Genomic DNA, 17772 nt, shown 5'->3' on the forward strand with positions numbered 1-17772 from the left:
ATCAATGTTGTTACATAGTTTGTTCGAAACAAGAACCTGTGTTGGTTTCCATACTGTGAGTAATCCGCTCCTCACAGTCTGGAACCAGTTCCTGTATCCGCTGTTGAATCTCGTCTATGATCCGTTCCTGATTCTCTGGGAGAGTGCAGCTAAAACGGATGTAAGCGCTCTGTTGATAGATTTCTATGAGCTGCTCGGCTGTAAACTGGCGTTCATCCGGTATCAAGCCAGCGCGGATTGCAAAGTCCCGTTTGGCTCCCGCATAGTTCCCTTCATAATAGTGGCCATGGTTCAGACCAGTGTGGTTGAAGTCCCAGTCCCAGGTCACAAACTTAGCGCCCTTTTCGGTCTGCCGACCAGCCAACACAGTACCGTTGAATTCAGCGAGGGACTGATACGGCTCCGACAATCCTATCGCCTGGAGAACTGGGGCGTGTTCCAAATGGCTCATATATTCCAGAACTGTTCCGGCCATATCTGTAACCTTGGCACATGCCTGTTCTCGCTCAGGCAAGTTCACATCCTCCTGACGGTAGAAAACATTCCCCTGATCATTGACCCGGCATAATCGCTGGCCTTGATACTCCACCGGCAGAGAATCATTTTCCTGGGGCAGGAGAGTAAAACCAGCCCGCCCCAGGACGAGGGCTAGTTCCTTAAAATACCGATCTCTTTTCATGTTCCTTACCTCCTTGGGCTGGCGCCCTTTTTGAATTTTGGGAGAACGCAAAAAGGGCGCCGCTCTGATGGTATCAAGACCAACAAAACGGCGCCCTCAATGTTGTATATTATTTTATTGTAAAATCAGCGCCCTTTTTGAAACCAGTTGCTTCAAAAAGGGCGCCAAGCATAGAAGCCTGCACCGAACCCCGGAACAAAGGGGTTCAAATCTGGGCGATTACTGAAATCAGCCGTTTGGCATCTATGGAATAATCGGTAAATTTTCGAGCAAAAAAAGCCCGGAAACGCTTGATGCCGTAGGCGTTCAGCCTACGGCATCTATAGCGTTTTGATATTCTGGAGGTGCCACCCAGATTTGAACTGGGGAGTGGAGCTTTTGCAGAGCTCTGCCTTACCACTTGGCTATGGCACCATCTGGAGCGGAACCGCTCCAAAAAATTGGAGCGAGTGACGAGGCTCGAACTCGCTACCTCCACCTTGGCAAGGTGGCGCTCTACCAGATGAGCTACACTCGCATGTTGCCTGGAGAGGGGAACCCTCTCCAGGGCTTTGTTCACTTGGTGCCTCCGGCCGGAATCGAACCAGCGACACGGGGATTTTCAGTCCCCTGCTCTACCAACTGAGCTACAGAGGCAAGTGGCGACTCGGAAGGGACTTGAACCCTCGACCTCCGGCGTGACAGGCCGGCGTTCTAACCAACTGAACTACCGAGCCAGGTAGTCATGGGGGGGAAGTGGTGGGAACAACAGGGCTCGAACCTGTGACCCCATGCTTGTAAGGCATGTGCTCTACCAGCTGAGCTATGCTCCCGAGTTGTGCGCCTCACTTGCGACGGCTTCGCTAGTATACTAGATTTTCGGCCCATTGTCAACAGGTAAATTGAAATTTTTTAAAAGTTTTTTTCGAGCCCCTGTTTTATCCTGAAAATGGATAGACTATCTGTTTCTACTCTATGAAATAATGAAAGAAAGCGCCGGGATATTCTTGACACAAAGCCGTGTACAGTGACATAATTAAGACGATTTTAAGCGCCTTGATATCCGCCAACTTTTACACTACGAAACAATTAGCAGCAATGCTGAGAACATGTTGGCCACGGCCAGACGAAGGAGGAGCTCCAAATGGAGAATAAGGTGAAGCGTATTGGTGTTCTGACCAGCGGCGGCGACGCTCCTGGCATGAATGCAGCCGTCCGTGCGGTCGTCCGTACCGCAGTAAGCCACGGGATCCAGTGTGTGGGTATCCGCAGAGGCTGGAACGGTCTTATTAACAGCGATTTTGTCCAGCTTGATGGCTCCAGCGTCAGCCATATCATCAATAAGGGCGGCACCATGCTCTACACCGCCCGCAGCATGGAATTCATGAATCCTGAGGGCCGTGCTAAGGCTCTGAATACCTGCAAGCTGCTGGGTCTGGACGGTATTGTGGCCATCGGCGGCGACGGCACCTTCCGCGGCGCACTGGCTCTCTCCCGCCAGGCTGCTGAGGCGGGCAGCCACATCAGCGTGGTGGGCATCCCTGCCACCATCGATAACGATATCGGCTGCTCCCACTACACCATCGGCTTTGACACCGCCTGCAACACCGCCATTGAGTGTATCGATAAACTGCGCGACACCATGCAGTCCCATGAGCGCTGCTCCGTGGTTGAGGTCATGGGCCGTCACGCCGGCTATCTGGCCCTGTATGTGGGCATTGCTGTGGGCGCTACGGCCGTGCTGATCCCCGAGCGTGAAGTCGACTTCCAGGAGGACGTGGTGGAGAAGATCCGCCGTGCCCGTCTGGCTGGTTCCACCCACTACATGGTGGTAGTGGCTGAGGGCGCAGGCAGCGCCTTTGAGATCGGCAAGCGTATCCACGACGAGGTGGGTATCGATCCCCGTGTCACCGTGCTGGGCCACATTCAGCGCGGCGGCTCCCCCACCGCCCGTGACCGTGAGACTGCCAGCCGCATGGGCTACGAGGCCGTGCTGACCCTGCTGAGCAACCGGGGCAACCGCATTATTGCCACCCGGGACGGCCACATCGTGGACCTGGATATGGAGGAAGCTCTGGCCATGACCAAGCAGTTCCAGATGGACCGCTATCAGGTGCTGGAGGCTCTGACTAACAACGGCGGCACACTGCTTTGATCTTTCCGTTTTTTCCATTTTAAAACCACATCTCAATTGATACAAAAAAACTCCGCGCTCGTAATGAGCGCGGAGTTTTTCGTTCATGAAAGGAATCAGTCGGGGCTGATGGTGTAGTTGGGGGCCTCTTTGGTGATGTAGATATCGTGGGGGTGAGACTCCCGCAGACCGGCAGCGGTGATCTGGATGAACTGGGCATTGGACTGCAACTCGTCAATGGTATGGCAGCCGCAGTAACCCATGCCGGCCTTCAGGCCGCCCATCAGCTGATAGATGGTCTCGCTGGTCAGTCCCTTATAAGGCACACGGCCCTCAACACCTTCGGGAACCAGCTTCTTGTTGTTCTCCTGGAAGTAGCGGTCCTTGGAGCCGTGGTTCATGGCAGCCAGGGAGCCCATGCCGCGGTAAGTCTTGAACTGACGGCCCTGATAGATCTCAGTGTCGCCGGGAGACTCCTCACAGCCCGCCAGCAGAGAGCCGATCATGACCACATTGCCGCCGGCGGCAATGGCCTTGACGATATCACCGGAGAACTTCACGCCGCCGTCGGCGATGACAGGCACGCCGTACTCGGCGGCCACGCGGGCAGCGTCATAGATGGCAGTGATCTGGGGCACACCGATACCGGCCACCACACGGGTGGTACAAATAGAACCGGGGCCGATACCCACCTTCACGCAGTCAGCGCCCGCCTCAATGAGAGCCCGGGTGCCTTCGGCAGTGGCCACGTTGCCGGCGATGAGCTGAACATCAGGATACAGAGCCTTGATGCGCTTGACGGTCTCCAGCACGTTCTGGGTGTGGCCATGGGCGGAATCCAGGCCCAGCACGTCTACGCCGGCCTCAACCAGAGCGGCCACACGGTCCAGCACATCGTGGGTGGCGCCGATAGCAGCGCCTACCAGCAGGCGGCCCTTCTCGTCACGGGCAGAGTTGGGATACACCTCGGCCTTCTCAATGTCCTTGATGGTAATGAGGCCCTTCAGGTGGAAGTCCTTGTCCACGATGGGCAGCTTCTCGATCTTGTGCTTGCGCAGGATCTCCTTGGCCTCGGCCAGAGTAGTTCCTTCGGGGGCGGTGACCAGGTTCTCCTTGGTCATCACGTTGTCGATGAGCTGGCTCATATCGGTCTCAAACTTCATATCACGGTTGGTGATGATGCCGATGAGCTTGCCGTTGTCGCAGATGGGCACACCGGAGATGCGGTACTTGGCCATCAGCTCGTCGGCCTCAGCCAGAGTGTGGCCGGGAGCCAGCCAGAAGGGATTGGTGATAACGCCGTTCTCAGAGCGCTTGACCATATCCACCTGCTCAGCCTGCTGGCTGATGGACATATTCTTATGGATGATACCGATACCACCCTCACGGGCGATGGCAATGGCCATGCGGTACTCGGTAACGGTATCCATGGCGGCGCTGATGAGGGGAATATTCAGACGGATCTTTTTCGTCAGTTGGGTGTGAAGGTCCACGTCGGCGGGCAGCACATCGCTGGCCGCAGGAATGAGCAGAACATCATCAAAGGTGAGGCCCTGCTTCAGGAACTTCTGCGCAGCATCCTGATTGACCATAAGCTACAACTCCTTTTCCTTTCGTTCGCCCCAAAAAGGGGCAAATCGGCTCAAAAAACACCTGTAATAGATTTATTGTACCTGTCCTTGAATTCCTTGTCAAGGAAGCACTTCACCAAAAATCACCGAGGCCTCAAAGCGGGATTTGCCCTCCTCGTCCATACCCTGGACAAAGTGCATATCTCCCTCCTGCCCCAACCGCATTTCCAGCTCATCCCCCGGACGGCACTCCGCCAGGTAGCCGATCTGCAGCTGAGAGAGGAACTTGTCCTCCTCCAGATTCTGCATCTCCATGGCGTCACAGACAAAGTCGGCGTAGCGGCAGTTGTTCACATGGCCGTTGATATCGGTGTCGCTGTACTGCATCCGGCGATGGCAGACCGGCTCCATCTCCTGGGGCAGACGCAGCTTGGTCAGCTTCTTTGTCTTGCACAGTTCTCCTCCGCCGGTGTTCTGCAGCTCCTCCACACTCTCCAGCCGCAAAATCTTCCGGTCGCTGGCCCGTACCAGCACCCAGATGGATACGCACTCCCCTACCGGCTCGCCGTCCGCCAGCAGGTCATAGTCCCGGTACATGGTAGCCGCCCGGCCTCCCCGGTGCCAGGTACGGATGGTGAGATTTTCTCCCCAGTGCAGGGGCCGCTCCAGACGGTACCACACCCGGGTAAGCATCCAGAACGCACCGTAGCGCTTCACAATGATTTCCCGGGTAAACCCGCCGTGTTCTGCGGCCTGGGTAGCCGCCTCCTGCAGGTGTCCCAGCAGAGGTCCTGCCTTGCAGTATCCCCTTCCATCCACATCCCGGGAGTCGATGGGCAGGGTCATCTCATAAAACTGGCTCATTGGTTCTCCTTTCCACGGATCAGCAGCCGCGTTTTGCAGCAGATATCGTCAATATCGTCGGCAGTACCGGCAGGGATGCGCATCTGGGCTCCGCACTCCTTGCAGATGAGGTCCACCGAGCTGTAATTGACCTGGAAGGTCCAGCTGTGACTGCCGCAGGTGCAGGAGATGCCGTCCCGGGCGGCGATATCCCGGATCTCGGAGAGGACCTCCTCCATGACCATCTCATCCAGGAATACGCCGCGCTCTCCCCCTTCGTCCTCCAGCTTGTCCAGCGCCTGCTCCAGGCGGGCCGTGGCGGCGTACACCGGCCCTTCCTCGCCCACATAGCAGCAGTCCAGCCCCGACTGGGCACAGGAGAAGGCCAGCGCTTTCTCCCGCAGGAAGGCCGTGGACGAACAGGACACCAGATGCTCCCGGCCACAGTACAGACAGGGCACCTTCAGCCGCACCCGCTGAGGCAGAAACTCCACGTCCAGCTCAGAGTGGCCGCAGGGACACTGGATGCGGGTAGGCGAGGCGGCCAGCGCGAACACGTCCTTTTCCACAATCACCGACTGGCGGCAGCGGGGACAAATATAGGATAAAAAGCGGGTCTTTTCCTGACTCATACTGGAGTTCCTCCGTTTATCTTCAAATGGTTAATTATTGTATTATACTCCACCTTGTTTTCTTTTTCCAGGGGCAGAGCATAACTTTTCCCATTCTGGAAATCCTAGCACCATCCTTGTTGCGAGGTGGCATCTATGAGCAAGAAAAAGCTGGGACAGCAGACCGTGGCTCTCTCCCATCCCCCCTCCTTTCTGACCTGCGCCAATGTAGTGGGACAGCTGGAGGGGCAGGGCCCTCTGGGAAAGACCTTTGATCTCATTGACAGCGACGATACCTTTGGGGAGTCCACCTGGGAAAAGTCGGAGAGCGCCATGCAGAAAAAGGCGCTCACCCTGGCGCTGGACAAGCTGGGACAGGGTGCCTCCACTCTGGACTGGCTGTTTGCCGGAGACCTGCTGAACCAGTGTATCGGCTCCTCCTTTGCCGCCCGGGAGCAGCATATCCCCTTCTTTGGCCTGTACGGGGCCTGCTCCACCATGGGCGAAGGACTGATTTTGGCCTCTATGGCCTTGGATGGAGACTTTGGCCGTCGGGCGGGGGTCATGGCCTCCTCCCACTTCTGTACGGCAGAGCGGCAGTACCGGACCCCTCTGGAGTACGGCAGCCAGCGCACTCCAACCGCCCAGTGGACCGTGACCGGGGCTGGAGCGGTGATTTTGGACCAGGAGGGTCCTGGGCCCTATATTACCCATGTGACGCCAGGTCAGATTGTGGACAAGGGGGTCACCGACACCAATAACATGGGAGCCGCCATGACGCCCGCCGCCTACTCGACGATTTCCGCCCATCTGCGGGACACCGGCCGCTCCCCAGACTTCTATGATCTCATCGTTACCGGCGACCTGGGGGAGCTGGGCCGCACGCTGCTGCTGGAACTGTTCCAGCGGGACGGAATCGACCTGTCCGACCGCCACACCGACTGCGGCCTGCTTATTTTCGACCGGGTGCGCCAGGACGTCCACGCCGGAGGGTCGGGCTGCGGCTGCTGCGCCAGCGTGCTCACCGGCTATCTGGTAGAGGGGCTGCGCAGCGGCAAGTGGCAGAACATTCTCTTCTGCCCCACCGGAGCTCTCCACTCCCCTACCTCCTCCCTTCAGGGGGAGTCGGTACCGGGGATCTGCCACGCCGTGGCCCTGTCGGCCCAGCGTCCAAACACCAATTGAGAGGTGACCTTCCATGGAATACTTCAATGCCTTTTTGTGCGGTGGGCTGCTGTGCGCTCTGGGTCAGATCCTCATTGACCGCACGAAACTGACCCCAGCCAAAATTCTGGTCTGCTATGTCACCGCCGGAGTGATTTTAGGGGGCTCCGGCCTCTATCAGTACTTGGTAGATTGGGCGGGAGCAGGTGCCACCGTTCCCCTCACCGGGTTTGGCTATACCCTGGCAAAAGGAGCGCGGGAGGCGGTACAGCAGCACGGCCTGCTGGGGGCTTTTATCGGGGGAGCCGCGGCCACGGCAGGCGGTGTGGCCGCCGCCATCTTCTTCGGCTTTCTGGCCGCCCTGCTGTTCAAAGCCCGGCCCAAACACTAAAAAAATCGGTGGAGTTTTTCAAAACTCCACCGATTTTTCTTACTTATGCGTTTACCAGCTTCTCCCCGGCCACGGCCATCTGTTCCGCCGTCAGGTCCCAGTCCGCCTTCAACTGGACCAGCTTATCCTGCCAGCACAAAATATATGTTTGCTGGAGTTCTCCTTCCAGACTAAACTGGTAGACCTCATCCGCTCCCCAGGGTGTGGGATCGATTGTCTCATACTGAACGCAGGTATACTCTTTCTGTATAGGAAAGGCTACATCCACCACCGAATCCCGGCACAGTTCCCGAAAACAGGCGTCGTAGATCCAGGGCACATGGACATTTACCAGAACGTACTCCATCCCAGGCAGCTCTTCCGCCTGGTCAAAGCCGGTACGGCTCCACACCTCCCGCCGGTCCAGGAATGGGGTCATCTCCACACTAACGGTGGTGAGGTATTTCTCTTCGTCCACTCCGGTCAGATCGCTGGCAGCCAAGGGTGCCTCGATCTGCTTCTCTATGGAAAAGTCCCCGTTGTAGATACCCTGTATAAAAATCTTATTTATCATTCCTACCAGTGCCACCGCCAGCAAAATATCCACACAAATTGTAATTGTTCGATTCAGAGTGGCCGGTGCCTTTTTCCGTTTCATTACTTGTTTCGTTCCATTTACCGCCAGGAATATCACCACATAGGCCAGCAGCATCCCTCCTGTCAAAAAGCGCATTCCGGGTCTGCGCTCCGTAGCAAACCAGTATACCAGCCCCAGAGCAATCACTACCAGCACCACATACATTAGCTTGTGACATCCTCGGGTAGGCAAAAACTCTCCCCGCTGGGCGGCAGCTAGCGCACGCCGCCGCCAAGTATAATAGACGATCAGATCTGCGGCACTGTAAACAAACAGGCACAGCCAGGAAAGTCCAAGCAAAACTCCACTGGGCGTGGTCAGTGCTTTGATGGGAGTATAGACGAGAGAGTAGCACCAGCCTCCCCCAATCAGGAATCCCAACACCAAGAAGATCACATAGAATGGCGCCATTCGCCGGGCCCGTTTGTCCACCATCCGCACCTCCATCTCCGGGTCGGTCTGGATGGGCAGTGGGTCCTCCTCCTCGTTGTAAAAGACCTGCATCTGCCCCGAGGCCGCGGCCAGCTTCCACCCCGAACGCTGGCAGAACTCCTGGAAGGTATACTGCTCCTCCGTGGGCTCCGGTTCAAATTCCGAGGCCCGGGTGTCGAAGGGAACCGAAAAGTGCAGCTCCTGGGGCTGGATTTCCCGGTATTTCCAACCGAAACTGGTCAGCTCCTCCAGCATCCACCCTTTTTGTGCCATCTTCTCCAGATGCTTCTCCATTCCCGTGTGGTCATAGAACGAAAACGGGATCCAATCTCTTCGAGTTCTCTTCATGGTGCACCCTCCTCTCGGAACATGGCCTCATAGTCCTTCTGCTGCTGGCAGATGCGGCGGTATTCCTCGTCTAGTCTCGCCCGCCCCTTCTCCGTTAAAATATAGCTGCGGCGGCGGCCCTCACAGCGGGTCTCCCGGATCATCTCCGCCTCCACAAACTGCTCCAACAGGTTGTAGAGGGTACCCGGTCCCACCCGGACACGCCCTCCGGTCATGGCGGGGATCTGGTCCATCACATCCATACCACAGTTTTCCCGGCTCAGGCACAGGAGAATGTAGTACATCTGCTCCGTCAACGTCTGAAATTTTGCCCGTGGCACCACCCTCACCCCTCTTATATCGAATATCGTTATTTTCACGTTCAGTATATAATCGAATATCGATATTGTCAAGAGAAAAGCCAAAGAAGGTGCAAGTTTTTCCCTTGTGTGGTATACTGATCTTAAATACGACGGCGGCCAGAAGGCCGCCTCCATTCTGCAAGGAGGAATCCCGCCATGCTGGCCTATACCTACATAAAACAAGGTACCTTTGCCCTGATGGAGAAGCCCAAGCCCACCTTGCAGGATGACCGGGACGCCATCGTCCGGGTCACCCTGTCCAGCATCTGCACCAGCGACCTGCACATCAAGCACGGCTCGGTGCCCCGGGCGGTGCCCGGCATCACGGTAGGCCACGAGATGGTGGGCGTGGTAGAGCAGGTGGGCTCCGCCGTCACCACCGTGCGCCCCGGCGACCGGGTAACCGTCAATGTGGAGACCTTCTGCGGCGAGTGCTTCTTCTGCCAGCACGGCTGGGTCAACAACTGCACCGACCCCAACGGCGGCTGGGCTCTGGGCTGCCGCATCGATGGAGGCCAGGCGGAGTATGTCCGGGTCCCCTATGCCGACCAAGGGCTGGATAAAATTCCCGACGGGGTCACGGATGAACAAGCCCTCTTTGTAGGGGACATCCTGGCCACCGGCTACTGGGCCGCTGACATTGCCCAGATCGGCCACGAAGATACGGTGCTGGTCATCGGGGCCGGTCCCACCGGCCTGTGCACCCTCCAGTGTGTGCTGCTGAAACATCCCCGGCAGGTCATCGTCTGTGAGAAGAACCCCCAGCGCCGCTCTTTTGTGGAAAAGCACTACCCCCAGGTGCTGACCGTGGAGCCGGAGCAGGCCGCCGATTTTGTTCGTGCCCACAGTGCCCACGGAGGTGCTGACCGGGCACTGGAAGTGGCCGGAAGCGAAGACACCTTCACTCTGGCCTGGTCCTGCGCCCGTCCCAACGCCATTGTCACCGTGGTGGCCCTGTACGACGCGCCCCAGGTGCTCCCGCTCCCGGACATGTACGGAAAAAACCTCACCTTCCAGACCGGCGGAGTGGACGGCTGCCGCTGTGGAGAGATTCTCTCCCTCATTGCCCAGGGCAAGCTGGACACCACGCCCCTCATCACCCACACCTACCCACTCAAAGACATTGCCGCGGCCTACGATCTGTTTGAACACCGCCGGGACAATGTGATCAAAGTGGCCATTGCCCCATAACTTTTTTATTTCCCGGGAGGGCGCTGCCCTCCCGGTTTTCAGGAGAACCTCATGACCTTCGCTCAGTTCAAAACCCAATACCACTTAAATCTTAATCCCCAGCAGGAAGAGGCCGTTCAGGCCCTCTCCGGACCGGTGCTGCTGTTGGCGGTACCGGGCAGCGGCAAGACCACGGTGCTGGTCTCCCGCATCGGCTATCTGATTGCCCAGGGCGTCCCACCGGAGAACATCCTCACCATGACCTACACCGTCTCCGCCGCCCGGGACATGTCCCGGCGCTTCGCCGCCTTCTTCGGCCAACCTCTGGCCGACCGGCTGGAGTTTCGCACCATCAACGGAGTGTGCAACCGAATCATTCGGGCCTATGAGCGCACCCAGGGCCGCCAGGCCTTTCAGCTGTTGGAGGACACCGGACGCCAGGCGGCCATTATCGGGGAGATCTGCCGGCGGCAGAGCGGGGAATTTGCCTCGGAGAGCACCGTCAAGGCGGTACAGACCGCCATCACCTATGTGAAAAACAGCATGATTTCCGGTGAAGATCTGGAACAGGTAGAGGTGGAGGGGGTGGAGTTTCCTCCCATCTACCAGGAGTACTGCCGCCTGCTGCGCACCCACCAGCTCATGGACTACGACGACCAGATGATCTATGCCCACCGGATTTTAAAGCAGTTTCCTCAGCTTTTGGAGCAGTTCCGCCGCCGCTACCCCTACCTCTGTGTGGACGAGGCCCAGGACACCTCCAAAATCCAGCATGCCATTCTCCGACTGCTGGCGGGACAAAACGGCAACCTCTTTCTGGTGGGCGACGAGGACCAGAGCATCTACGGCTTTCGGGCCGCCTACCCTCAGGCTCTCACCCAGTTTGAATCCATCTATCCCGGTGCAAAGGTACTCTATCTGGAGCAGAACTACCGCTCCACTCGTCCCATTGTGGCCGCTGCCCAGAAATTCATCGAGCAAAACAAAAACCGCCGTCCCAAACACATGAAGGCGGTGCGTGGAGAGGGGCCGGCCCTGAAAGAGATCTGGGTCCAGGACCGCAACGCCCAATACCGCTATCTGGCCCAGGTAGCCCAGGACTGCAAAGAGGAGACTGCGATCCTCTACCGGGACAACGATAGCGCCCTGCCCCTCATCGATCTGCTGGAACGCCAGGGTATTCCCTACCGCTGCCGCCAGGTGGACAGCGGCTTTTTCACCCACCGGGTGGTGCGGGATATTGTGGATATCCTTACTCTGGCTCAGGACCCCTGGGATGGAGATGCCTTCCTGCGGGTCTACTACAAGCTGGGGGCTGGGATCAGCCGGGCGGTGGCCGAACAGGCGGCGGCCCAGTGCGGTCCGGATACCTCTCCCATTCTGGAACTGGTTGCTTCGCTCCCCGGTACATCCCCCTGGACCCGCCGCCAGTGCAAGGCCCTCCAGACCCATATGGCCAACCTGCTCACCCAGCGGGCTGACCGGGGTGTGTACCGCATCGTCCACTTTATGGGATACGGGGACTATCTGGAGCAGCGGGGCATGGATCAGAGCAAAACGCAAATTCTGGAGGCTCTGGGGGCCAATGAGCCCACTCCCGGCGGCCTGTTGGAGCGGCTGGAGGTACTGCGGGAGCTGGTACGGGCTGGATCGTCTCAACATGACTGTCCTTTTATCCTCTCCACTATTCACTCCAGCAAGGGGCTGGAGTACAAACGGGTCATTTTAATGGATGTGGCCGACGGTCTGCTGCCCAAAACGCTCCCCGGTCCCGATGCCTCCTCCCAGGAACTGGACGCCTACGAGGAGGAACGGCGACTCTTCTATGTGGGCATGACTCGGGCCAAGGAAGAGCTTTGGGTCATGCGTTTCCGCCGCAGTGAGCTCACCAGCCGTTTTGCCTCCTCCCTCTTCCCTAAATCCAAGGAGGAGGCCAAAAAGGCCGCTCCCCTCTCCCCCCGGGCGGTACCGGACCTGGTAGCCATAGAACAGACCTCCCGCCGCTGCGTCCCCGGCGCTGCCCTGTTCCACCGAAGCTTCGGTCCGGGTCAGGTCGTCTCCCGCTCCGGCGACATTATCTCGGTACGCTTTGCCGACGGCGTCGAGCGGCGCTTCTCCCTGTCCGCCGCCTTGCGTTTGGGGCAGTTCCAGCTGGCGGATCCGGAGGAATAAAAATTTTTCTCCGGTGAATGGATCCGCCCTCCTCAGTCGTATTGCTTATGAGGGGCAAAGAGAGCCCCAGTTTGATCGGGGAGGTTTTTGTATGAAAAAGATGATTACCATTTTGCTGGTCAGCGCCCTGGTGCTGGGCCTGCTTGTCACCGGGACTTTGGCCGCAAGCCACTTTGGACATGGTACCGGGATCTGCCAGAACTCCGAAACCTGTTACCAGGACGCGGATGGCGACGGGATCTGCGACTACCACGGCAGCAACTGCGCCTATGGGGATACCGACGGCGACGGTGTGTGCGACAATTTGGGCCAGAACTGCGGCCAGGGCCACCACGGCGGCGGCCACCACAGGGGAGGCCGCTGGAATTAACGAAGTAAAAGGGTGAGGACATGCGCAGCGAAGAGGAGGCCAACCGCGCCATCGACCGCTATGCCGATCTGGTACGGCGGCTCTGCATGGTGCATCTGAAAAATCCGGCCGACACGGAGGATATCTTTCAGACCGTGTTTCTGAAATATATCCTCAGCTCCGCTGTGTTTGAAAGCCCCGAGCACGAGAAGGCCTGGTTCATCCGGGTCACGCTCAACGCCTGCCGGGATCTGCTGAAACGGTTTTTCCGCAGCCGCACCGTCTCTCTGGATGAACTGGCCGACCAGCCTGACCAGCTGTCTCAGGAGCATCGGGAGGTACTGGAGGCCGTCCTCTCTCTGCCCGCAAAATACCGGGACGTGGTGTATCTGCACTACTATGAAGGCTACACCGCCAAAGAGATTGGTGCGATCCTGCACAAGAACACCAATACCGTCTACACTCTACTGACCCGGGCCAGGGAACAGCTGCGCAGCACGCTGGGAGGTGAACGCATTGAACCGACCGATCCATGATGCCTTTCAGGCCGTCCAGGCCAGTCCGGAGCTGAAGGAGCGCACACGTGCCTATCTCCATACACGGCGCACTCCCGCCCGTCCCCGCTATCGCAGCCTGCTGGCGGCGGCCGCCTGTCTACTGGTCGTTTTTCTGGGGGCAGGCGGTGCATTGGCCTGGTTCACTCCGGTGTCCGCCGTCAGCGTGGAGGCAGGTCCTTCCTTGGAGCTGACGCTGAACCGATTTGACCGGGTGCTCCAGGTCCAGGGAGACAGTGCCCAGGACCAGGAACTGGCCGACAAGCTGGAGCTCACCTATCTCAGCTACACCGATGCTCTGGAGGCCATTCTGGGCAGCCAGGAGGTATCCCAGGCCCTGGACAGCGGCACGGAGCTGGCAGTTACCGTGGCGGGACAAAACCAGCAGCACTGCCAGGACCTGATGGAAGATACTCAGTCCTGCGCAGGACACGGGAGCTGTTCCAGCGCCGACTGGTCCCAGGTCACTGCGGCCCAGAAGGAGGGGCTGTCTCTGAGCAAATATCAGATGCTGCTCCAGCTTCAGGCCCTGGATCCCTCCATCACGACAGAACAGGTAAGCGAATGCTCCATGCACCAGCTGCGTCAATGGCTGTCCGACCTGTCATCCGGCCAGGACGCCAGCAGTTCCTCTGACTGTGGACAGAATACCGGCAGTGGTCAGGGCTATTCCGGCGGTCACCATGGAAGTGAAGGCCATCACGGAGCCAGGTAATCCCTCTTTCGCCCCAATTTGGCATATGTCTCAACTTCCGATTTCCTTCTCCCTAAAAATCTGCGAATTTTCCCTTGCCTTTTTTATTTCCCTGTGATATAGTACTTCTCGCGTGAAAAGGGAGTAGTTGCAAGCCGCCTTGTCAACATCTCGATTGTCTTCGGATAATCTGGCAGGGTGGGCCCCCATATTTTGGTGGTAACAAGACTTTTCGGCAGTATTTCCATACTGCCGGAAGGTCTTTTTTGTTTCTTCCGGCACAAACTATTCCTCACAACAGAGAAAGAAAGGCGACGTGTTATGGATCAAAACTTCTTCCAAAAGACACCCAAGCAGACCTTGGAGCACCTCCAGGTCACCTCAGACGGTCTCACCAGTGCCCAGGCCGCCCAGCGCCTGGCTCAGTACGGCCACAACCAGCTGGCCGAGGGCAAGAAAAAGAGCGTGCTGGCTGTCTTTGCCGAGCAGTTCAAAGACCTGCTGGTGGCTATTCTGATTGCAGCCGCCCTCATCTCCATGTTCTCCGGCAACATGGAAAGTACCCTGGTTATTTTCGCCGTGCTCATTATGAACGCCATTCTGGGCACCGTACAGTATTTTAAGGCTGAAAAGTCCCTGGAAAGCCTGAAAGCGATGAGCGCCCCCTCCGCCAAAGTGCTGCGTGACGGCCAACGCCTGGAGATTCCCAGCGATCAGGTCGTCCCCGGCGATATCATCGAGCTGGAGGCCGGCGACCTTGTGGTGGCCGATGGCCGTCTGCTGAACTGCTGGTCTCTTAAGGTAAATGAGAGCTCCCTCACCGGTGAGAGCGAAGCGGTGGAAAAGACCAATGAAGCCATTGAGGGCGAGAAGGTCGCCCTGGGCGACCAGAAGAACATGGTCTTCTCCGGCTCTCTGGTCACCTACGGCCGTGCTGTCATGGTAGTTACCGCCACCGGCATGGACACCCAGCTGGGCCGCATCGCCACCCTGATGAATCAGACTCAGCAGCGCAAGACTCCTCTGCAGAAGAACCTGGACGACTTCTCCAGCAAGCTGGCCATGGTCATCATGATCATCTGCGCCGGCGTCTTCCTCCTGTCTGTCTTCCGCAGCCACATGACCATCCTGGACTCCCTCATGTTTGCCGTGGCTCTGGCCGTTGCCGCCATCCCTGAGGCTCTCAGCTCCATCGTCACTATCGTGCTGGCCATGGGCACCCAGAAGATGGCCCGTCAGAACGCCATTATCAAGGAGCTGAAGGCGGTGGAGAGCCTGGGCTCCGTCCAGGTCATCTGCTCCGATAAGACCGGCACCCTCACCCAGAACCGCATGACGGTCCAGAACATCTGGGCCGACGGCGTCCTCACCCGCGGCACCGACCTGGAGCTGGCCAACGATGCCCAGCGCACCCTGCTGAAAATTGCTCTGCTGGACAGCGACGCCACCATGGACCACGAGACCGGCGCCTCCGTGGGCGATCCCACCGAGGTTGCCCTGGTTCAGCTGGGCGGACGCTTCGGCGTAGAGGAGCGTGCCTACCGCACCCAGCACCCCCGTCTGGCCGAGCTGGCCTTTGACTCCGACCGCAAGCTGATGAGCACCCTGCACAACACCGATGACGGCCCCACCCTGTACACCAAGGGCGCCATGGACGTGCTGCTGGAGCGCTCCACTCAGCTACTCACCGCCAACGGCCCTGTCCCCATGACTCCCGAGCTCCGCGCCCAGATCCAGCAGGTCAACCGCCAGCAGTCGGAAAACGGTCTGCGGGTGCTGGCCTTCGCCCTGCGTCCCATGAAGGAGGCCCGTCTGCTCACCCTGGAAGACGAGACCGACTACACCTTCGTGGGCCTCATCTCCATGATCGACCCGCCCCGGCCTGAGAGCATCCAGGCTGTGGCCGACGCCAAAAAGGCTGGTATTCGTACCGTCATGATCACCGGCGACCACAAGGTCACCGCCACCGCCATTGCCAAGCAGATCGGCATCTTCGGTGAGGGCGATATGTCCCTGGACGGCGTGGAGCTGGACTCCATGAGCGACGAGGAGTTGGATCAGAAGCTCCCCCACATTGCTGTCTACGCCCGAGTCTCTCCCGAGCATAAGATCCGCATCGTCACCGCCTGGCAGCGCCGGGGCTGCATCGCCGCCATGACCGGTGACGGCGTCAACGATGCCCCCGCCCTGAAGAAGGCTGATGTGGGTGTGGCCATGGGCATTACTGGCACCGAGGTCAGTAAGGATGCCGCCGCCATGATTCTGGCCGATGACAACTTCGCTACCATCGTCAAGGCGGTACTCAACGGCCGCAGCGTCTATGCCAACATCCGCAACGCCATTCAGTTCCTGCTCTCGGGCAACATGGGCGCCATTCTGGCCGTCATCTACGCCTCCATTGCCGGGCTGAGCGTCCCCTTCCAGCCGGTACACCTGCTGTTTATCAACCTGCTCACCGACAGTCTGCCCGCCATCGCGCTGGGCATGGAGCCCGCGCGTCCCGGTCTGATGGACCAGCCTCCCCGCGACCCCAATGCTTCCATGATGGATAAGCCTATGCTCACCCGGGTGTTTGGTCAGGGCCTGATGATCGGCATCGCCTCTATGGTCGCTTTCTATATCGGTCTGAACCAGTCCGGCCCCGCTCTGGCCAGCACCATGGCCTTTGCCACCCTCACCCTGGCCCGCCTGTTCCACGGCTTTAACTGCCGCGGCAAGGAGTCCATCATCAAGCTTGGTCTGGGCAGCAACGTGTACTCTCTCATGGCTTTCGGCGTAGGTATCCTGCTGCTGGCTCTGGTGCTGTTTGTCCCCGCCATGGAGAGCCTGTTCTTGGTTTCTCCCCTCAACGGCTTTGACCTTCTGTGTGTGCTGGGTCTGGCTTTTGCTCCTACCCTGCTCATCCAGCTCACCCGCATCTTCCAGGGCCGCTGAATTCCAATCTAAAAGCTTCCGTTGTTTTCACGGAAGTATCTTAAAAAAGGCAGGCAGTGCAATTGCACTACCTGCCTTTTTTGTTCCTGTGGAATGCATTGCACCCAAGCACTCGTGAAGATAGACATTATCAAAGCAGAACTCCATCTTTTAAAGTCAATATTCTGCTTCCAGCTTTCGCCACATTGCTGTCATGAGTGATCTGGATGATGGTATTGCCCTGCCGGTTCAGATCACGAAACAATGCAAGGATTTCCTGCCCGGTTCTGGAATCCAATGCACCGGTCGGCTCGTCGGCCAGCAAAACAGCCGGATGGGTAATCAGTGCCCTTGCAATGGCAACCCGCTGCTGCTGGCCGCCGGAAAGCTCGTTGGGCTTGTGGATTTTCCGCTGTTCCAGGCCCACCATCTCCAGAATCTCCTCCGCCTTTTCTTGGGCGCTTTTGCGGTCTGTTCCCCGGATCAGCAGCGGCATCATTACATTTTGCAGCACCGAATACTTTGGGATCAGATGATACTTCTGAAAAATGAACCCGATCTTTTCATTTCGAATGGCGGCCAGCACATCCGGTTCACTTTGCTCCACAGAGATCCCGTCAATGGTATAGCGCCCTGTGTCCAGGGTATCCATGCAGCCGATAATGTTCATCAGCGTGGACTTCCCGCTGCCCGATGCACCAAGGATGGATACAAACTCCCCCCGTTCTACTTGCAGTGATACATCTTTCAGCACATGCAGGGAATTTTCACCCATCCGATAGGATTTGTTGACATCCTCCAGGCAGATCAT

General features: G+C 58.2%; 16 protein-coding genes and 5 tRNA genes. 9 read left to right on the forward strand and 12 right to left on the reverse strand.

Annotated features, from left to right (window positions below; translation table 11 throughout):
- Positions 1 to 10: 10 nt before the first annotated feature.
- The 6 genes from ACEVJL_RS13680 to ACEVJL_RS13705 form a co-directional block, all read right to left on the reverse strand.
- Complete coding sequence (locus tag ACEVJL_RS13680) at positions 11 to 679, reverse strand: hypothetical protein (protein ID WP_374738167.1); 669 nt, start codon at positions 677 to 679, stop codon at positions 11 to 13.
- Between the two features lie 339 nt (positions 680 to 1018).
- Positions 1019 to 1093, reverse strand: a tRNA-Cys gene (locus ACEVJL_RS13685).
- A gap of 27 nt (positions 1094 to 1120) precedes the next feature.
- A tRNA-Gly gene (locus ACEVJL_RS13690) sits at positions 1121 to 1196 on the reverse strand.
- A 43-nt stretch (positions 1197 to 1239) separates the two neighbouring features.
- Positions 1240 to 1315: transfer RNA gene (locus tag ACEVJL_RS13695), tRNA-Phe, on the reverse strand.
- A 3-nt stretch (positions 1316 to 1318) separates the two neighbouring features.
- Positions 1319 to 1395: transfer RNA gene (locus tag ACEVJL_RS13700), tRNA-Asp, on the reverse strand.
- 20 nt (positions 1396 to 1415) lie between these two features.
- Positions 1416 to 1491, reverse strand: a tRNA-Val gene (locus ACEVJL_RS13705).
- A gap of 311 nt (positions 1492 to 1802) precedes the next feature.
- On the opposite strand from ACEVJL_RS13705, the gene pfkA reads away from it, so the two are divergent.
- A complete protein-coding gene (gene pfkA / locus ACEVJL_RS13710) occupies positions 1803 to 2813 on the forward strand; it encodes a 6-phosphofructokinase (protein ID WP_008981859.1) in 1011 nt (336 codons plus the stop codon).
- A 95-nt stretch (positions 2814 to 2908) separates the two neighbouring features.
- Here the strand turns inward: pfkA and guaB are convergent, their stop codons facing one another.
- From guaB to ACEVJL_RS13725, 3 genes are all read right to left on the reverse strand, one after another.
- Entirely contained in the window at positions 2909 to 4384 is a 1476-nt protein-coding gene (guaB, locus tag ACEVJL_RS13715) for an IMP dehydrogenase (protein ID WP_302668461.1), read from the reverse strand.
- Positions 4385 to 4483: 99 nt separating this feature from the next.
- On the reverse strand, positions 4484 to 5227 hold the full coding sequence (locus tag ACEVJL_RS13720) for an acyl-[acyl-carrier-protein] thioesterase (RefSeq protein ID WP_374738168.1): 744 nt from the start codon (positions 5225 to 5227) through the stop codon (positions 4484 to 4486).
- Positions 5224 to 5838 carry a hypothetical protein gene (locus tag ACEVJL_RS13725; RefSeq protein WP_110440124.1) on the reverse strand — a complete coding sequence of 205 codons (615 nt, stop codon included), beginning with the start codon at positions 5836 to 5838 and terminating at the stop codon, positions 5224 to 5226. The genes ACEVJL_RS13720 and ACEVJL_RS13725 overlap by 4 nt, the downstream gene beginning before the upstream one ends.
- Before the next feature lie 135 nt (positions 5839 to 5973).
- On the opposite strand from ACEVJL_RS13725, the gene spoVAD reads away from it, so the two are divergent.
- Both spoVAD and spoVAE read left to right on the forward strand, forming a co-directional pair.
- On the forward strand, positions 5974 to 7002 hold the full coding sequence (gene spoVAD / locus ACEVJL_RS13730; protein WP_110440123.1) for a stage V sporulation protein AD: 1029 nt from the start codon (positions 5974 to 5976) through the stop codon (positions 7000 to 7002).
- A 13-nt stretch (positions 7003 to 7015) separates the two neighbouring features.
- The gene (gene spoVAE, locus ACEVJL_RS13735) at positions 7016 to 7372 is read left to right on the forward strand and encodes a stage V sporulation protein AE (protein WP_151076138.1); all 357 of its coding nucleotides are present in this window, start codon (positions 7016 to 7018) and stop codon (positions 7370 to 7372) included.
- 43 nt (positions 7373 to 7415) lie between these two features.
- On the opposite strand, the gene ACEVJL_RS13740 is transcribed toward spoVAE, so the two are convergent.
- Complete coding sequence (locus ACEVJL_RS13740) at positions 7416 to 8768, reverse strand: DUF2812 domain-containing protein (protein WP_374738169.1); 1353 nt, start codon at positions 8766 to 8768, stop codon at positions 7416 to 7418.
- Positions 8765 to 9088 (reverse strand): PadR family transcriptional regulator, encoded by a 324-nt coding sequence (locus ACEVJL_RS13745; RefSeq protein ID WP_040649947.1) that lies wholly within the window; start codon positions 9086 to 9088, stop codon positions 8765 to 8767. Before ACEVJL_RS13745 ends, ACEVJL_RS13740 begins: the two co-directional genes overlap by 4 nt.
- A 177-nt stretch (positions 9089 to 9265) precedes the next feature.
- Between ACEVJL_RS13745 and ACEVJL_RS13750 the strand changes: the two genes are divergently transcribed.
- The 6 genes from ACEVJL_RS13750 to ACEVJL_RS13775 all read left to right on the forward strand — a co-directional run bounded on the left by ACEVJL_RS13750 (position 9266) and on the right by ACEVJL_RS13775 (position 16982).
- Positions 9266 to 10300 (forward strand): alcohol dehydrogenase, encoded by a 1035-nt coding sequence (locus ACEVJL_RS13750; protein WP_325208007.1) that lies wholly within the window; start codon positions 9266 to 9268, stop codon positions 10298 to 10300.
- Between the two features lie 51 nt (positions 10301 to 10351).
- The gene (locus ACEVJL_RS13755) at positions 10352 to 12451 is read left to right on the forward strand and encodes an ATP-dependent helicase (RefSeq protein WP_374738170.1); all 2100 of its coding nucleotides are present in this window, start codon (positions 10352 to 10354) and stop codon (positions 12449 to 12451) included.
- A 91-nt stretch (positions 12452 to 12542) separates the two neighbouring features.
- The gene (locus ACEVJL_RS13760; RefSeq protein WP_235398622.1) at positions 12543 to 12821 is read left to right on the forward strand and encodes a hypothetical protein; all 279 of its coding nucleotides are present in this window, start codon (positions 12543 to 12545) and stop codon (positions 12819 to 12821) included.
- 20 nt (positions 12822 to 12841) lie between these two features.
- Positions 12842 to 13336 carry an RNA polymerase sigma factor gene (locus tag ACEVJL_RS13765; RefSeq protein WP_110440117.1) on the forward strand — a complete coding sequence of 165 codons (495 nt, stop codon included), beginning with the start codon at positions 12842 to 12844 and terminating at the stop codon, positions 13334 to 13336.
- Complete coding sequence (locus ACEVJL_RS13770; protein ID WP_374738171.1) at positions 13317 to 14069, forward strand: anti-sigma-I factor RsgI family protein; 753 nt, start codon at positions 13317 to 13319, stop codon at positions 14067 to 14069. The genes ACEVJL_RS13765 and ACEVJL_RS13770 overlap by 20 nt, the downstream gene beginning before the upstream one ends.
- Before the next feature lie 300 nt (positions 14070 to 14369).
- Positions 14370 to 16982 (forward strand): cation-translocating P-type ATPase, encoded by a 2613-nt coding sequence (locus ACEVJL_RS13775; protein ID WP_374738172.1) that lies wholly within the window; start codon positions 14370 to 14372, stop codon positions 16980 to 16982.
- Positions 16983 to 17112: 130 nt separating this feature from the next.
- Here ACEVJL_RS13775 and ACEVJL_RS13780 read toward each other — a convergent pair whose 3' ends face one another.
- A complete protein-coding gene (locus tag ACEVJL_RS13780; protein ID WP_110440114.1) occupies positions 17113 to 17772 on the reverse strand; it encodes an ABC transporter ATP-binding protein in 660 nt (219 codons plus the stop codon).

This window comes from Flintibacter porci, from assembly GCF_041925195.1.
Taxonomy (GTDB): domain Bacteria; phylum Bacillota; class Clostridia; order Oscillospirales; family Oscillospiraceae; genus Lawsonibacter; species Lawsonibacter porci.

Coding starts and splice junctions, on each gene's coding strand:
- ACEVJL_RS13720 (WP_374738168.1), bottom strand. CDS start 5,227: ATGAGCCAGTTTTATGAGATGACCCTGCCCATCGACTCCCGGGATGTG.
- ACEVJL_RS13765 (WP_110440117.1), top strand. CDS start 12,842: ATGCGCAGCGAAGAGGAGGCCAACCGCGCCATCGACCGCTATGCCGAT.
- guaB (WP_302668461.1), bottom strand. CDS start 4,384: ATGGTCAATCAGGATGCTGCGCAGAAGTTCCTGAAGCAGGGCCTCACC.
- ACEVJL_RS13755 (WP_374738170.1), top strand. CDS start 10,352: ATGACCTTCGCTCAGTTCAAAACCCAATACCACTTAAATCTTAATCCC.
- ACEVJL_RS13780 (WP_110440114.1), bottom strand. CDS start 17,772: ATGATCTGCCTGGAGGATGTCAACAAATCCTATCGGATGGGTGAAAAT.
- spoVAE (WP_151076138.1), top strand. CDS start 7,016: ATGGAATACTTCAATGCCTTTTTGTGCGGTGGGCTGCTGTGCGCTCTG.
- ACEVJL_RS13750 (WP_325208007.1), top strand. CDS start 9,266: ATGCTGGCCTATACCTACATAAAACAAGGTACCTTTGCCCTGATGGAG.
- spoVAD (WP_110440123.1), top strand. CDS start 5,974: ATGAGCAAGAAAAAGCTGGGACAGCAGACCGTGGCTCTCTCCCATCCC.
- ACEVJL_RS13760 (WP_235398622.1), top strand. CDS start 12,543: ATGAAAAAGATGATTACCATTTTGCTGGTCAGCGCCCTGGTGCTGGGC.
- ACEVJL_RS13725 (WP_110440124.1), bottom strand. CDS start 5,838: ATGAGTCAGGAAAAGACCCGCTTTTTATCCTATATTTGTCCCCGCTGC.
- ACEVJL_RS13740 (WP_374738169.1), bottom strand. CDS start 8,768: ATGAAGAGAACTCGAAGAGATTGGATCCCGTTTTCGTTCTATGACCAC.
- pfkA (WP_008981859.1), top strand. CDS start 1,803: ATGGAGAATAAGGTGAAGCGTATTGGTGTTCTGACCAGCGGCGGCGAC.
- ACEVJL_RS13680 (WP_374738167.1), bottom strand. CDS start 679: ATGAAAAGAGATCGGTATTTTAAGGAACTAGCCCTCGTCCTGGGGCGG.
- ACEVJL_RS13775 (WP_374738172.1), top strand. CDS start 14,370: ATGGATCAAAACTTCTTCCAAAAGACACCCAAGCAGACCTTGGAGCAC.